The sequence below is a fragment of the Photobacterium sp. R1 genome (genome assembly GCF_054600795.1).
In genome coordinates this window covers 38,060-53,720 of the sequence record NZ_BAAHZP010000011.1, presented here as the reverse complement: position 1 = coordinate 53,720, position 15,661 = coordinate 38,060, and the positions used below count along the sequence as shown (strand labels likewise).

The 15,661-nt window shown below is 53.7% G+C and carries 13 protein-coding genes; 7 read left to right on the top strand and 6 right to left on the bottom strand.

Annotation, left to right across the window (positions count from 1 at the left end; translation table 11 throughout):
* Positions 1-49 precede the first annotated feature (49 nt).
* From ACYP03_RS17445 to mgtE, 6 genes are all read left to right on the top strand, one after another.
* On the top strand, positions 50-1,540 hold the full coding sequence (locus ACYP03_RS17445; RefSeq protein WP_248143884.1) for an RNA polymerase factor sigma-54: 1,491 nt from the start codon (positions 50-52) through the stop codon (positions 1,538-1,540).
* Positions 1,541-1,571: 31 nt separating this feature from the next.
* Positions 1,572-1,859: a ribosome hibernation promoting factor gene (hpf, locus tag ACYP03_RS17440; protein ID WP_036749710.1), complete on the top strand. Its 288-nt coding sequence runs from the start codon at positions 1,572-1,574 to the stop codon at positions 1,857-1,859.
* Position 1,860: 1 nt separating this feature from the next.
* Positions 1,861-2,313: a PTS IIA-like nitrogen regulatory protein PtsN gene (gene ptsN, locus ACYP03_RS17435; protein ID WP_248143883.1), complete on the top strand. Its 453-nt coding sequence runs from the start codon at positions 1,861-1,863 to the stop codon at positions 2,311-2,313.
* A gap of 21 nt (positions 2,314-2,334) precedes the next feature.
* Complete coding sequence (rapZ, locus tag ACYP03_RS17430; RefSeq protein ID WP_248143882.1) at positions 2,335-3,198, top strand: RNase adapter RapZ; 864 nt, start codon at positions 2,335-2,337, stop codon at positions 3,196-3,198.
* A gap of 2 nt (positions 3,199-3,200) precedes the next feature.
* Positions 3,201-3,476, top strand: coding sequence for an HPr family phosphocarrier protein (locus ACYP03_RS17425; protein ID WP_248143881.1), 276 nt, complete (start codon positions 3,201-3,203; stop codon positions 3,474-3,476).
* Positions 3,477-3,742: 266 nt separating this feature from the next.
* A complete protein-coding gene (mgtE, locus tag ACYP03_RS17420) occupies positions 3,743-5,101 on the top strand; it encodes a magnesium transporter (protein WP_330961436.1) in 1,359 nt (452 codons plus the stop codon).
* Positions 5,102-5,179: 78 nt separating this feature from the next.
* Here mgtE and pmbA read toward each other — a convergent pair whose 3' ends face one another.
* Positions 5,180-6,523, bottom strand: coding sequence for a metalloprotease PmbA (pmbA, locus tag ACYP03_RS17415; protein WP_330961435.1), 1,344 nt, complete (start codon positions 6,521-6,523; stop codon positions 5,180-5,182).
* A gap of 117 nt (positions 6,524-6,640) precedes the next feature.
* Here pmbA and yjgA point away from each other — a divergent pair, with 117 nt between their 5' ends.
* On the top strand, positions 6,641-7,165 hold the full coding sequence (yjgA, locus tag ACYP03_RS17410) for a ribosome biogenesis factor YjgA (RefSeq protein WP_248143879.1): 525 nt from the start codon (positions 6,641-6,643) through the stop codon (positions 7,163-7,165).
* A gap of 86 nt (positions 7,166-7,251) precedes the next feature.
* On the opposite strand, the gene tldD is transcribed toward yjgA, so the two are convergent.
* The 5 genes from tldD to ACYP03_RS17385 all read right to left on the bottom strand — a co-directional run bounded on the left by tldD (position 7,252) and on the right by ACYP03_RS17385 (position 15,608).
* Positions 7,252-8,697, bottom strand: a complete 1,446-nt coding sequence (tldD, locus tag ACYP03_RS17405) for a metalloprotease TldD (protein ID WP_459781399.1) — start codon at positions 8,695-8,697, stop codon at positions 7,252-7,254.
* 5 nt (positions 8,698-8,702) lie between these two features.
* The gene (locus tag ACYP03_RS17400; RefSeq protein WP_248143878.1) at positions 8,703-9,533 is read right to left on the bottom strand and encodes a carbon-nitrogen hydrolase family protein; all 831 of its coding nucleotides are present in this window, start codon (positions 9,531-9,533) and stop codon (positions 8,703-8,705) included.
* Between the two features lie 88 nt (positions 9,534-9,621).
* Positions 9,622-13,527 carry a YhdP family protein gene (locus ACYP03_RS17395; RefSeq protein WP_459781313.1) on the bottom strand — a complete coding sequence of 1,302 codons (3,906 nt, stop codon included), beginning with the start codon at positions 13,525-13,527 and terminating at the stop codon, positions 9,622-9,624.
* Positions 13,528-13,552: 25 nt separating this feature from the next.
* Positions 13,553-15,022, bottom strand: coding sequence for a ribonuclease G (gene rng / locus ACYP03_RS17390; RefSeq protein ID WP_248143876.1), 1,470 nt, complete (start codon positions 15,020-15,022; stop codon positions 13,553-13,555).
* A 19-nt stretch (positions 15,023-15,041) separates the two neighbouring features.
* Positions 15,042-15,608, bottom strand: a complete 567-nt coding sequence (locus tag ACYP03_RS17385; RefSeq protein WP_459781311.1) for a Maf family protein — start codon at positions 15,606-15,608, stop codon at positions 15,042-15,044.
* Positions 15,609-15,661: the final 53 nt, after the last annotated feature.

Below are 15,661 nucleotides of genomic sequence, written 5' to 3'. Positions count from 1 at the left end.
GCTGACCCACAAGCGATTCATACAATAATCACAAGGTGTCTGTACACACATGAAAACTTCGCTCCAGCTTAAGCTAGGTCAACAATTGGCAATGACGCCGCAACTGCAACAAGCCATTCGCTTGTTGCAACTGTCGACACTGGACCTGCAACAGGAAATCCAGGAAGCCTTAGATGCCAACCCTTTGCTGGAGCTCGACGAGAGTCATGACAACGACACCACATCCTCAGATAATGATGAAATCCGTGCGGAAAGTGCAAACGGCAAGGATGATTCAGTCGAACAATACGACGAGATCAGTAGTGACAGCTTTGACACCTCTGAAGTCATTGAACAGCGGGAAATGCCTTCCGATTTACCCGTTGATACCACCTGGGACGACGTCTACAGCGCGGGTACCGGCAGCACCGGAATTGCCCCCGATGATGATATGCCGGTCTATCAGGGGGAAACCACGGAAACCCTGCAAGATTACCTGATGTGGCAGCTGGAGCTGACCCCGTTCAGCGATACCGACCGTGCCATCGCCTTCGCCATCATTGATGCCATTGATGACAAGGGCTATCTCACCTGCAGTTGTGAAGACATTCTTGAGAGCATGGGCGATGAAAACGTCGAGCTTGATGAAGTCGAAGCCGTGCTGAAACGGGTTCAGCAGTTTGACCCGCTCGGTGTTGCCTCGCGCAGCCTTCAAGAATGCCTGTTACTTCAGCTGGCAACCTATCCGGAAGACACTCCGTGGCTGAATGAAGCCAAAACGATTCTGACTCAACACCTCGACTTGCTGGCAAACCGTGATTACCGCCAGCTGATGCGCGATACCAAGCTCAAGGAAGATGAGCTGAAAAACGTGATGTCCCTGATCCACTCGCTGGATCCGCGTCCCGGAAACCGGGTCGTCGCCTCTGAGACCGAATATGTTGTTCCGGACGTGTCCGTCTTCAAGGACAAAGGCAAGTGGGTGGTCACCATCAACCCCGACAGCGTGCCTCGCCTGCGGGTGAATGAGCAATATGCAGCGCTGAGTAAACACACGCGAAACAGCGCAGACAGCCAGTTTATTCGCAGTCACCTGCAGGATGCCAAGTGGCTGATCAAAAGTCTGGAAAGCCGGAATGAAACCCTGCTCAAAGTTGCCCGCTGCATTGTGGAGCACCAGCAGGACTTTTTCGAATACGGCGAAGAAGCCATGAAGCCGATGGTTCTGAACGACATCGCACTGGCCGTCGATATGCACGAATCCACCATTTCCCGGGTCACAACGCAGAAATATATGCATACCCCCCGGGGTATCTTTGAGTTGAAATTCTTCTTTTCCAGCCATGTCAGTACGGATAACGGGGGTGAATGTTCTTCCACCGCGATCCGAGCACTGGTGAAGAAATTGGTTGCGGCCGAAAATCAGGCCAAACCTTTGAGTGATAGCAAAATAGCGACATTACTGGCGGATCAAGGCATCATGGTGGCCCGACGTACTATTGCCAAATACCGTGAATCGCTTGGTATCCCGCCTTCAAGCCAAAGAAAGCGCCTGCTCTGAGGAGAGAGGCAGCAAAAGGAGGAAGATGTCTATGCAAATTAATCTCACTGGTCACCACATTGAAATCACCCCTTCGCTGCGTGAATATGTGACAACCAAGTTCGATAAGCTGGAGCGCTTTTTCGATAAGATTAACAACGTGCATGTGGTCCTGAATGTGGAGAAATTGCAGCAAATCGCCGAGGCGACCCTTCACATTAACGCCGGTGAAATCCATGCGAGAGCAGATTCTGAAAATATGTATGCTGCAATTGACCAATTAACTGATAAACTGGTCCGTCAACTAAACAAACACAAAGACAAACTCAATAGTCATTAACATGCAACTGAGTCGAGTATTAAGCCTGGACTGCACCAAGAGTGCAGTCCACTGCTCCAGCAAAAAACGCGCGCTGGAAATTATCAGCGAAATCGCCGGCCAACATTTAAACCAAAACCCTCAGCCACTGTTTGAGTGCATGCTGAACCGGGAAAAAATGGGCAGCACCGGGATCGGTAACGGCATCGCGATACCCCATGGCCGCATCAGCGACAGTGAGCAAGCCATTGCTGTTCTGATCCAATGCCAGCAACCCATTCAGTTTGATGCCATCGACAATCAACCGGTCGATCTGTTGTTTGCACTGCTGGTTCCGGATGCTCAATGCAAAGAGCACCTGAAAACTTTGTCCAGTATGGCCGAAAAACTCAGTGATAAAACCATCCTGAAACAGCTGCGGGCCGCGAAAAGCGACGAAGAGCTTTACCAGATCATGACCACAGAGCCCTCTTAACCGGCACAAGGAAAGCCCGTCATGAAATTGATGATAGTCAGTGGCCGCTCAGGCTCAGGAAAATCAGTTGCCCTGCGGGTACTGGAAGACCTCGGATACTATTGTGTCGATAACCTGCCGGTTCACCTGCTTTCCGATCTGATCAAAACACTGGACCCGCTCACCCAGAATGTCGCTGTCAGCGTTGATGTGCGCAATATGCCGGCCGATCACGATATTACCAGTGGCGTTCTGCACGATGTACGTCAGCAGGCAGATGTCAGCCTGCTGTTTCTCGATGCAGACGATAAAACCCTGGTGAAGCGCTACAGTGAAACCCGGCGTCTGCATCCATTATCCCGCCAGAATATGAGCCTGGAAGAAGCCATTCAGGCAGAAAGCGCCTGGTTGGCCAATCTCAAGGAACAGGCTGATCTGGTGCTGGATACCACACAGCTATCGATTCATGATCTGAGTGAGACCGTGCGTGCCCGGGTACTGGGACGTGAATCCCGTGAACTGGTGATGGTCTTTGAATCCTTCGGCTTCAAACACGGTCTGCCGACCGATGCAGACTTCGTCTTTGATGTTCGTTTCCTGCCTAATCCGCACTGGGTTCCGGAACTGAAACCACAGACGGGCCTTGACAGTGCTGTTCAGGATTACCTCGCCAGCCACCATGAAGTTTCCCAGCTGATCTATCAGATCCGTAACTTCCTGGAGAACTGGCTGCCGATGCTGGAGAAAAACAACCGCAGTTATGTCACGGTTGCCATTGGCTGCACCGGTGGTCAGCACCGGTCGGTCTATGTCGCCCAGCAACTGGCAGAGTATTTCCGGCATCAGGGCCAGCAGGTTCAGATCCGGCACCGGACCCTGGAACAACAGACAAAACAGAAGCATTGAGCATGAGTACAGTCAGCCGAGAACTATTCATCAAAAATCGCCTGGGCCTGCACGCCAGAGCTGCAATCAAACTGGTCGAACTGGCCCAGAGCTTTGAATCGACCGTCACCGTCACCAACGCAGACAAGTCTGCGACCGCGGACAGTGTGATGGGACTGTTGATGCTGGAGTCGGCGCAGGGACAGAAAATCACCGTCAGCGCCGAAGGCAGTGATGCCAGTGCCGCGCTGGAAGCCGTCACTTCCCTGATTGAAAACGGCTTTGATGAAGATAGCTGACCGCTGTCCCGTTGCTTTGTGAACAAAACATTTGCCGCGAATTGTGCTGAAATCGCTTTGAATTGCGGCAATATGAACCTTTCTGACAATACTCTACCGCTTTTCAGACTCTTCCGGAATTGTCCCGCCATCTGGTGAAATCTCAGTAAGATTTCAGATCCAATGAGACAAAGGACACATTATTGCGTTAATATTCAGCTTATTGCGCCATTTTCCGTCCGCTTTCATTTGAGCGCCGGACATATTCACGAAGCAAGGTAGTTCTCATGGCGGACGTTTTCGAACAAGATCAGACCCACCAGACGCTGCAACAAGTCAACCAGGCCCTGGAACGAGGGATGTTCGTGCACGTCAGGCGAATGCTGCAGGATATGGAGCCGGAAGACATTGCCCACCTGCTTGAAGCCTGTCCGCCGAAAGAGCGCCAGGTGCTCTGGCAACTGACTGATCCGGAAGAACAGGGCGAGATCCTCGACGAACTGTCTGAAGATGTCAAAGACGGCATCGTCGCCATGATGGCCCCGGAAAAGCTGGCGGCCGTTGCTGAAGGTATGGAAAGCGATGACGTCGCTTACGTCCTGCGTAGCCTGCCGGACCGGCGGTTCCAGGAAGTTCTGGCGCAAATGGATGCCGCCGATCGACACCGGATCGAACTGGCGCTGGCCTATCCGGAAGAAAGCGCCGGCGGTATGATGAGTACCGACTTCGTCACAATTCGCGGCGATGTAACCGCAGATGTGGTGCTGCGTTACCTGCGGATGAAAGGCGAACTGCCGGAAGCGACCGACGCCCTGTACGTAGTTGACGAAAATAATGTGCTGATTGGTCACCTCTCACTCGCCACTCTGATCACGACCCAGCCTGATGTACAAATCAGCGAAGTGATGGACGACCCGGATGAAGCCATCAATGTCGACATGGACGACAGCGAAGTCGCGAATCTGTTCGAGCGCCGGAACTGGCTGTCAGCCCCAGTCGTTGATGCCAATAATCAGCTGGTCGGCCGGATCACCATTGATGATGTGGTTGATATCATCCGTGAAGATGCCGAACACTCCATGATGAGTATGGCGGGTATGGATGATGACGAAGACACCTTTGCCCCCGTGATGAAATCAGCCCGTCGCCGCAGTATCTGGCTGGGTGTGAATGTTCTGGCAGCCCTGGCTGCGGCATCGGTTTCCAATATGTTCGAAGATACACTGGACAAGATGGCAGCCATTGCCGTCCTGATGACGATTGTGCCTTCCATGGGCGGTGTGGCTGGCAACCAGACCGTCGCCCTGGTGATCCGTGGTCTTGCCGTGGGCCACATCGGGGATTCCAACACCCGCTGGCTGCTGAGCAAAGAAGCCCGGGTCGGCCTGATCAACGGGATTCTCTGGGCCTGTATCATTGGCGGTGTGGTCATGTTGTGGAAAGGCAATGTGATGCTGGGCGGTATTATTGCCGGGGCCATGATGACTAATCTGCTGGTTGCCGGGGTGGCTGGTGTCGGTGTCCCCATTATTCTCAAGAAACTGGACATTGACCCCGCACTGGCAGGCGGCATGGCACTGACCACCATTACCGACATTGTCGGATTGTCGGTCTTCCTCGGCCTTGCAACCGTCTTTATCACCTGACAAGTGACAGCACAGAAACAAAAAAGGTCTGGCACTGCCAGACCTTTTTTATACGACAATTTTATACGCTAAACGCTGCTATTCGCCCGCGATCTTCATTGATTCGAGCAAGACCGATCCAGTCTGGATCTGGCTGCGTGTTTCCGTATCTGTGCCGATCGCCACAATGTTGGTCATCATGTCTTTCAGATTGCCAGCGATCGTGACTTCACTGACCGGGAACTGGATTTCGCCCCGCTCGACCCAGAAACCGGCTGCACCACGGGAATAATCACCGGTCACAATGTTCACGCCCTGCCCCATCAGCTCGGTCACCAGGAAGCCTGTATCCAGCTTGCGCAGCATCGCCTGAAAATCTTCACCGGTACTGGACACCAACCAGTTGTGAATACCACCGGCATGTCCCGTTGGCTGACGCCCCAGTTTCCGGGCTGCATAGCTGGTCATCAGGTAGGTTTTCAAAACCCCGTCCTGAATAATTTCCCGGTCATGAGTTGCCAGACCTTCACTATCGAAAGGCGTACTGGCCAATCCGCGCAGCAGGTGCGGCCGCTCACTGATATTGAGCCAGGACGGAAAAATCTGCTCATCCAGCATATCCAGCAAAAAGGTCGATTTCCGGTACAGGTTTGCACCGCTGATCCCCATCACCAGATGACCAAACAGCCCGGTCGCAATATCCGATGCAAACATCACCGGCGCCTGACGGGTGGTCAGTTTCTGTGGATCAATACGGCTGACGGTACGCTCGGCAGCATGGCGCCCGACCTGCTCCGGCGACCACAAATCAGAAGTACGTCGCGCCAGCGTGTAGCTGTAATCTCGCTCCATATCCCCGTTTTTGCCTTCCGCAATTACGCTGCAACTGATGCTGTGGCGACTGCTCGCATAACTGGCCAGCATGCCATGGCTATTACCGTAAACCCGAACGCCGTAGTGGCTGTCATAACTGGCACCGTCACTTTGTTTGATCCGGCTGTCAGCATCCAGCGCAGCCTGTTCGGCAGCAATTGCGATAGAAGCGGCATGATCCGGCTCGGGTTCATCCGGATGGAAAAGATCCAGATCCGGAATATTCCGGGCCATCAGTTCCGCAGGGCCGGGACCAGCATAAGGATCTTCCGAGGTATGGCGGGCAATTTCCAGCGCCGCAGCCACAGTCTGAGCTATCGCGGCTTCGCTGAGATCAGAAGTCGAGGCGCTGCCTTTTTTCTGGCCGCGGTACACGGTAATCCCCATGGCACCATCACTGTTGAACTCAACGTTTTCAACCTCACACAGGTGCGTCGAGACACTGATCCCTGTTGACTTGTTAATCGCCACTTCGGCAGCATCTGCCTGCTGACCAGCCAGTTCCAGAGCTCGGGCGACTGCCTGTTCCAGCTCGCGGCGTTGCTGAGCGACTTGTTGTTTCACATCCATAGCCATCATTTAATCTGTACTGTTTTCCTAAGGATAACACTCAAGGGAATTAAAATGCGCCCAAATTCAACCTGAAACTGATAAAATAGAGACATTGAAGTCAGTCATGAGCCTGTTATGAGTCGTAAAAACAAGAGAGCCCCCTGGGAAGAGGAAGAGGAAATCATCTGGGTCAGTAAATCCGAGATGAAACGTGACATGGAAGCCCTGCAGAAAATGGGCGAAGAGCTGGTCAAGCTCAAGCCAAATGCCCTGGCAAAAGTACCGGTCAGCGAAGACCTGCTGCGTGCCATTAAAGATGCGCACCGGTTCAAGCAGGAAGCTTATCGTCGCCAGTTACAGTTGATTGGCAAACTCATGCGAAATGAAGACATTGAGCCGATTCAGACTGCACTGGATAAACTGAACAACAAACATGCTCAGGTCACTGCACAACTGCACAAGCTGGAAACCCTGCGGGATCGCATGATTGACGACGGCGACAGCGTCATCAATGAAGTGATGGATGCTCACCCGGAAGCTGATCGTCAGCAACTGCGTCAGCTTGTTCGCATGGCTAACAAAGAAAAAGCACAGAACAAACCCGCCAAAGCCTATCGCGAGATCTTCCAGATCCTGAAAGGTCTGTACATCACTGACTGATGTATCCGATACGCTTTGCTGCGAATAAAAATGCCAGCATTTCGCTGGCATTTTTTATGCTTGTTTCGGTCGCAATACTACAGAATTTACTGTGTACCACCCACAGTCATCGATTCCAGTTTCAGCGTCGGCTGGCCGACACCAACCGGAACACTCTGACCCGCTTTGCCGCAGACGCCAACCCCGCGGTCAATCTCCAGATCATTACCGACCATCGACACTTTCTGCATGGCTTCGATACCGCTGCCGATAAGCGTCGCGCCTTTAATCGGACGCGTAATTTTACCGTTTTCAATCAAATACGCTTCAGACGCGGAGAATACAAACTTGCCTGAAGTAATATCGACCTGACCACCGCCAAAATTCGGCGCATAAATACCTTTCGAGACACTGGCAATAATTTCTTCCGGGGTATGCTCGCCCGGCAGCATATAAGTATTGGTCATGCGTGGCATCGGCAGATGCGCATAGGATTCACGGCGACCGTTCCCCGTTGGGTTTACCCCCATCAGGCGCGCATTCAGTTTATCCTGCATGTAACCTTTCAGCTTGCCGCCTTCCACCAGCACATTGTACTGACCCGGTGTGCCCTCATCATCGATATTCAGAGAGCCCCGGCGATCTGCCAGGGTGCCGTCATCCACAATGGTACACAGGCTGGAGGTCACCTGCTGTCCCATCTGACCGGAGAACATAGAAGAGCCTTTTCGGTTAAAGTCGCCTTCCAGGCCATGGCCCACAGCTTCATGCAGCAATACACCAGGCCATCCGGCCCCAAGGACCACCGGCATGGTTCCGGCAGGTGCCGGATCCGCATCTACATTAATCAATGCCTGACGCAGGGCTTCATCGGCATACTGAAGGGCAACAGATTTACCATCCGTTTCCGTTTTAAAGTACTGGTAGCCGAACCGGCCGCCACCACCCGCACTGCCGCTTTCCCGCTTGCCATTTTTTTCGATCAGCACACTGACCGAAAAACGGACCAGCGGACGGATGTCTGCGGCGTAAGTACCGTCAATGGCAGCCACCAGCACCTGTTCATAGACACCGTTGATGCTGACGGAAACTTCTTTCACCAGTGGTTCTTTGGCACGAATGTAAGCATCCACTTCCTTCAGGAGGGCTATTTTATCCTGCCGTTCAATACTTTCCAGCGGATTGACCGGTGCGTAGACCGCAGGCACCGGAGAAGCTGCCAGTGTTTTGACTTTCCCTTCTCCGCCGCTGCGCGCAATCCCGCGCGCTGCTTTCGCACTTTGCGTCAGAGCCAGCTTGCTGATTTGATCCGAATAGGCAAATCCGGTTTTTTCACCGGAGACCGCACGAACCCCGACCCCCCGGTCAATATTGAATGAACCATCCTTGATAATGCTGTCTTCCAGGACCAGTGACTCATGCCAGCTGGACTGAAAATAGATGTCGCCATAATCCACATTACGGGCGGTCATCAGGGCCAGAATCTGGCTGAGATCTTTACGCTCAAGTCCGGACTGGGCCAGCATGGTCTGTTCTACGGTTTCCAGCATCATTGCCTTTACTCTTCTGTGTTGCACTGCTGCACCTGAAATCGGGTGTGTTGCAGCAATGGCATATTGGTTCGAATCTGCTCACTCAGGCCCAGATCGATCTCCGCGGCGACAACCCCCGTTCCCTGCTCCTGGCAGGCAACCACCTGTCCCCAGGGATCCACAATCATGGAGTGCCCCCAGGTTTCCCGGCCCTGGTTATGCTCGCCCCACTGCGCGGCTGCCACAATCCAGCACTGCGTTTCGATCGCTCTGGCGCGCAGCAGGATATCCCAGTGCGCCTTACCGGTGACTTTCGTGAAGGCCGCGGGGACAACGATAATGTCTGCGCCCTGAGCCCGCAGCGCACTGTAGAGCTGCGGAAAACGCACATCATAACAGATTGACAGTCCGATGTTGCCGAAAGGTGTTTTCACAACCCGGACCGCACCACCCGGCCGGAAGGTATCCGACTCCCGATAGCTGTGGTGACGATCGGCCACCTCCACATCAAACATATGCAGTTTGTCGTAATGCGCCTCCAGCTCTCCCTGATCATTGAACAGCAGCGCTGTGGTCGTCATAGCACCATCATCGCGACGAACCGGCATCGAGCCAATGAGCAGCCAGATCCCCAGCTGCTTCGAGATTGCCGCCAGTTCAGATTGTAAAGGTCCGTTGCCCAGAGGCTCCGCATGACGTTCATAATCCTGACGCGTCCCAAAGACCAGGCAGTTTTCCGGGGTCACAACGAGCTTGGCGCCCTGGAGCTGTAACCCTTTCAGCTTCTTCTTCAACTGCGCCAGATTCACCTCAGGATCCGGCCCGGAATTCATCTGTACAACACCCACTTTGGCCATCACATACTCCATTATGAATTGATTTTCTTATCATTATGACCTCAACTTTCCTTTCAGGTAAAGTCGGGCATGTCCTTTCGCAGTCGGTTTAAGGGGTCGCTTGTTGTTTCAGCGATTCCGGAACCTTGAATTCCCCGGTAAAGCGGGACTGCTCGGTCACGGTCGGTGACTCAATCGGTCCGCTCACCACATAGTTTATCTGGGTAAAGACGTCCACAACCGGCGACAGTGCCGTCGAAATCGCAAACACGACAATCGCCGTCTGAGGCGCCACGGCAAATGCCGTCAGCACCGGAATCCCTGAAGTCAGATCCGGAATAAATTTCACCCGCGCATTCACCGTTTCATCTACCAGATTAGCACTTCCCTGAATATACATATCCCCGGCCAGTGCCTTCATTTCGACATCATCGGTGCGGAAAAGGCCATTTTCAATTCGCCCGGAGCCTTTGATGTAGTCAAAAGCCATGCCATCATCAAACACGCCAGTGAAATCGAGCTGCATCTTACGAATAATCGAGTCCAGACTGAACAGCCCCAGAATCCGCCCGGCACCGCCCACATCCCGGATCACCCCTTTCCCGGTTTCTGTTTTGAGTTCACCGGTCAGGGTTTCACGGTGCATGGACCAGGGCGCACCCTGCCACTGAATAGAGGCATAACTCTTAAAGCTGGCATCCTGAATACCGCCGGAAACGCCTAAACGTCCCATCAGTTCAGAACTGTCTTCACCGGAAATATCAAAAGCAATCTGAGTTTCATTCTGATACTGACTCATGGTCCAGTGGCCATCCAGACTCAGCGACGTGGTCCCCGAATCCAGCTGCAGCTCCTCCAGAATCAGCGTCTGATCCTCACGGCGCAGACGCCCGCTCAGCGCCCCCAGGCGATAGCCCTGCAACCACAGATCTTTCACCTTCACATCCATTTCCGGCAGAAAAGTCATCATGCTCCGGTCAAAGTCAGTGACCGGCGGGATACTGACTTGCGGCACATATTTACGTTTGGAAGCAATTGGCTCCAACGGTTTTTTTCCTTCCGGCAGATTCAGATGGAACTGCTCAAGGTTAATCTTCAGTGGCTGTTTATCCGGCCAGAACAGTTCACCACTCACTTCCCGGCTGCCTAACACCGCATGCCACTGGGACGGCTGTTTACGCACCGCCAGTTCCAGATCGTGCCAGTTCAGCCCCGCCAGTTTCAGTTGCTGAATACGGGCATTCACCCGGGTCGGTACAGGCAGTTCGATCAGCGCAGGTCCGGACTGATGCTGCTTTTTGGCCATGATAGCCTGAACCAGAGCTTCCCAGGCATCCGCATCCACACGGTTAGCCTGAATCCGGATGTCATGGCCTTTCTTCGGCAAGCTGCGACGTTCAGACAATCCGATACTCAGTCCGCTGCGCACTATTTTCGGCGTCGGTGACAGAAGGATCTCGGCTTTATATTGTGCATCCGGGACCGTCAGGCTGGCTTCCAGTCGTGAGCTATTGCCCGCAGCGGTCAGCAAAGCTTTGCCCGAATTACCGGGCACCAGTGTGAGCGGATACGGTAGCTGACTGCGAATCCCTTTCAGAGGCGCCTGTATCGAAACCTGATAATCCAGCCCGGTATCGTGCAGCACCACACCCACGTTGCCGTGCCACCGGCTGTTGCCCGTCATTTGGGCGAGCAAAGGATCCTGTAACCGTTGTTGCAGAGACGGGAACTGCCACACGCCATCCAGGTCGACACTGACCTGATACCCCGATGCCGCGCTGGCACCATCAAAACTCACCGTCAGCGGCTGACCCAGCCAGTAAGCCGTCATGTTCTGAGCTGTGATCTGATCGTCGCTGAACTCAATTTTTCCTTTAACCTGCGACAGCGGTAACGCCAGACTCTCAATCGTCACGTCGTTATTATCCAGTATCGCTTCCCCTTTCGCGTGCACCAGCTCACCGCTGAACGGAATATCCAGCAACAACCGGGCATTGACCGGGCCTTCGACCTGCACAGCTGTCAATGCAGCGCCGACGGAGTCAACCAGCGGGGTCGCCATCATGTAGTCGCGCACCAGCTCTCCCTGTGCGCCCACTTCCATATCCAGCTTGAGATGACCATCGGGGTGAAGCCAGGCATCCCCGGTCACCCGCTGTGCAATTGCGCCTTTGGTTTTGGCATGACGCGCATCGATCAGCATCCGATCATTGCGAAACACCAGATCCAGATCCAAATCCGTCAGTTCCGGCCATGCCGTGTCAAAACTGAACCGCCCCGCCTGAAGCGGCACATGAACCTCAAAATTACCGTCATGATGTGCGTAAGGAAAAGCCGGCAGATCGCCGTACCACAATAACTGAGCATGCTCAGACTGACCGCCGCGGATCGCCGCAGACAGATAATCCGTCAGTTGCTGACCCAGAGCTGGTCTGGGCAGATAACGCCAGGCAGCCCCGGCATCTTTCAGTTCTGTTTCCCCGTAAAATGACAGCCAGGAAGGAGCATTGGCCGGAAAATCCAGTCTGAACTGCCCGCTGGCCTTCAGGTGCGGGGTACTGACCGAGAGTGCGTCGCTCCAGATCCGCCAGCCCTGTTCATCCTGCTGCCAGAAAGCCCGCACATCCACCTGATCGATCTTCATCGGCGCCTGGAATACTTTATCGTAATCCAGCGTTTGCTGAGCGACATCCAGCATGATTTGTCCCTGATGCGCATCACCCGCCACAGTCGCATTCAGGTTTTGAAAAGCCGGCAGGTACATCCATTGCTTGTTGGAGACACTGTCCAGCGTCAGGGAAAAACGCGGAACTACCAGCCCCTGACCGGCAAAGCGCAGATCTTTCAACAAACCGGCTGGCTGAAGTGTCTGAATCGCCTGACGGGCCGCATTTTCATCGGGTAATAAAGTACTCAGCGGGTGCAGCCGCGCCAGCTCAATGTTGCTGACCGCCAGTTGCCAGCTTCCCTGACGAATGGTGTCCGTCAACGGCAAGTCCGCAGCCAATGCCTGCCCATGCCCGTTCGCAGCCAGCCATTGGGCAGAAAAATCCAGACGCGGCCAGGCCTTCTCATCCGTTGCCAGCACCAGCTTATGGCTGTCCAGCCGCCATCCCGGCGCACCATTTTGTGTGACCGGTGAAAGGGACAGCATGCCGCGCAGCAGAGCCAGTTCGTGCTTCACACCTTTTTCCTGCCAGCGGACAAAAGAGTCCTGGAAGCGAACCTTACTGTGACTCAGCCGGCCATTCTCCAGTGTCAGCCAGACTTCAGTATTAATCTGGCTGTCCGTGATCTTCTCCCCGCCCAGAATGGCCTGATTGAGCCAGGGGGTGAAAGAAAGGTTTCGGGTCCGGACATAGACGGTACCGGACAAACTGGGCAAGCCATTTTTTGCAGACAGGTTTGCAACGACATTCAGCTGATTCAGGTCCGTCCCCGGAATACTGACGACACCTTCAGCCAGATGCATCCCGCCCCGCCGGTCCCACTTCAGCTCTTTCAGCGTCACGGGTTGACGATGGCCTGCCGGGGAGGTCACCACCAGCGTTACATCACGGAGTGAAAATGTCCCCAGCTGTACGAACAGCACCTGTTCAATCCGGGCCAGATCCAGTTGTCTGGCACCATCCGTGGCGTCGTTACTGGCAGGTAATTGTGTGAAATCCAGAGACAGGCCGTAGATTTGCACGTCCCGGAACACAGGTTTCAGATTGAGGAGGGATTGCCACAGGTCGAGTTCCAGATCGATTTCCCGGGCCTGGATCATGTCGTGGCTGTTCTGGCCCAGACGAACACCATGCAATGCCATGACCGGACCGAGGTTATGCCAGCGCCCTTCCACCTGTGCGACCCCGATCTGCAGGCTGGTTTCCTCAGAAAGCCAGGCAGTGATCGGCGCACGGTAATTGTTCAGCTGAGGCAGCAGCAGACGCAGAGATGTAATCAGCACCGCGCCGATGACCAGCAGTGTCAGCAACGTCCACTTCAGGACGCGGGTCAATTTTATCAGCACAGCATTTCCACTCTCGAATCAGGGGTTACATCATGACAACATCAAATTGTTCTTGGTTATACAAAGGCTCAATTTTCACTTCGACCTGTTTGCCGATAAAGACTTCCAGTTCGGCCAGCGCATGGTATTCCTCTCCGGCCAGGGTTTCGGCCACAGCAGGCGAGACATAAACCACAAAACGGTCGGCATCATACGCCCGGTTTACCCGGGTAATTTCACGCAGGATCTCATAGCAGACACTGTCGACCGTTTTCACCGTGCCGCGACCTTCACAAGTTGGACAAGTCCCGCACAGTACATGTTCAATACTTTCCCGGGTACGCTTCCGGGTCATTTCAACCAGCCCCAGTTGCGTAAAGCCATTAATATTGGTTTTCACTCTGTCATAAGACAGGGCGTGCTCCAGTGCAGTCAGTACCCTGCGGCGATGTTCTTCCGAGGCCATATCAATGAAATCGATAATGATAATGCCCCCTAAATTTCGCAAACGCAGCTGACGGGCAATGGCTTTGGTCGCCTCGATGTTGGTGTTGAAGATCGTTTCTTCCAGATTACGGCGACCAACAAATGCACCGGTATTAATATCGATCGTGGTCATGGCTTCCGTCTGATCAATGATCAGATATCCACCTGATTTCAGCTCAACCTTACGATCCAGTGCGCGCTGAATTTCATTCTCGGTATCGTACAAATCAAAAATGGGCTGCTCGCCAGTGTAATGCACCAGCTTACTGCTGATTTCTGGCACGAACTCGTCGGTAAATTCCATCAAATTTTCAAAAGCGAGGCGGGAATCGACATAAATGGAGTCCAGCTCCGTCCCGACAAAATCCCGCAATATACGCTGGGCTAATCCCAGTTCGCCGTACAGCATGGACTTACTTTTATACTTTCTGCGACGTTCCAGTACTTTTCGCCACAAATGTTTCAGGAATGCCGCATCCTGAGCCATTTCTTCAGTCGTCGCACCCTCTGCCGCAGTCCGGATGATAAATCCGCCCAACTCGTCACAATGCGGCATGACCAGCGCTTTGAGCCGCTCACGTTCAGTTTCACTTTCAATTCGCTGTGAGACACCGACATGGCTGGCTCCCGGCATAAACACCAGATAGCGTGACGGCAGAGTGACATCTGTGGTCAGCCGGGCACCTTTAGTCCCCAGCGGATCTTTCACTACCTGCACCACCAGATCCTGCCCCTGACGGACCAGCTCTGAAATATCCCGCACCTGAAACTGCTGTTTTTCATTTTCCGCGACACACTCAGTATGCGGCACAATATCGGATGCATGTAAAAACGCGGCTTTATCCAGACCGATATCCACAAAAGCGGCCTGCATGCCCGGGAGAACCCGGCTGACCTTGCCTTTGTAAATATTACCGACAATGCCACGCTTCGATTCACGCTCAATATGGATTTCCTGGAGGTTTCCCCCCTCGATCATGGCCACACGGGTTTCACTGGGTGTCACATTGATCAGCAGCTCGGTACTCATGGATGCCTCTGTCTTTATTTTAGTGGGCTATAAAATCACGGATCAGCGCATCAGTTTCCACCAACGGCAGGCCAACTACAGCATGGTAGCTTCCTTCGATACGGGGAATAAATTTCCCGCCAATCCCCTGAATGGCATAACTGCCGGCTTTATCCCGGGGTTCACCGCTTTGCCAGTAATCCCGGATATCCTGCTCGGTCAGTGGCCGGAACCAGACCTCAGTCACCACAAGTCTGGTGACCTGGCGTGTCTGCGTCGCGACAGACACCGCTGTCATGACCTGATGACTTCGTCCGGATAATAACATGAGCATCTCGTGGCTGTGCGCAAAATCCCTCGGTTTTTCAAGAATCTGCTCATCAACAACCACGATCGTGTCTGAGCCGACGACCGGGATATTTCCATCGGTAGCACGGACACCGGCCATCGCTTTATCCAGTGACAGGCGCTGCACATATTCTGCCGGCGTTTCCCCGGCCTGATGGCACTCTTCCACATCCAGGGAAAGAATCTCGAAAGGATATCCGAGTTGGGACAGTAATTCTTTACGACGTGGTGAGCCGGATGCCAGATACAGTTGTGTCATCTTGATTCTACCTTGAAATACGACAGAACCCTGAGGGCACTTTCAGGTCAGCC

Coding starts and splice junctions, on each gene's coding strand:
- pmbA (WP_330961435.1), bottom strand. CDS start 6,523: ATGGATGTGAAACAACAAGTCGCTCAGCAACGCCGCGAGCTGGAACAG.
- ACYP03_RS17385 (WP_459781311.1), bottom strand. CDS start 15,608: ATGACACAACTGTATCTGGCATCCGGCTCACCACGTCGTAAAGAATTA.
- ptsN (WP_248143883.1), top strand. CDS start 1,861: ATGCAACTGAGTCGAGTATTAAGCCTGGACTGCACCAAGAGTGCAGTC.
- rapZ (WP_248143882.1), top strand. CDS start 2,335: ATGAAATTGATGATAGTCAGTGGCCGCTCAGGCTCAGGAAAATCAGTT.
- ACYP03_RS17425 (WP_248143881.1), top strand. CDS start 3,201: ATGAGTACAGTCAGCCGAGAACTATTCATCAAAAATCGCCTGGGCCTG.
- ACYP03_RS17445 (WP_248143884.1), top strand. CDS start 50: ATGAAAACTTCGCTCCAGCTTAAGCTAGGTCAACAATTGGCAATGACG.
- mgtE (WP_330961436.1), top strand. CDS start 3,743: ATGGCGGACGTTTTCGAACAAGATCAGACCCACCAGACGCTGCAACAA.
- rng (WP_248143876.1), bottom strand. CDS start 15,022: ATGAGTACCGAGCTGCTGATCAATGTGACACCCAGTGAAACCCGTGTG.
- hpf (WP_036749710.1), top strand. CDS start 1,572: ATGCAAATTAATCTCACTGGTCACCACATTGAAATCACCCCTTCGCTG.
- ACYP03_RS17400 (WP_248143878.1), bottom strand. CDS start 9,533: ATGGCCAAAGTGGGTGTTGTACAGATGAATTCCGGGCCGGATCCTGAG.
- tldD (WP_459781399.1), bottom strand. CDS start 8,697: ATGATGCTGGAAACCGTAGAACAGACCATGCTGGCCCAGTCCGGACTT.
- yjgA (WP_248143879.1), top strand. CDS start 6,641: ATGAGTCGTAAAAACAAGAGAGCCCCCTGGGAAGAGGAAGAGGAAATC.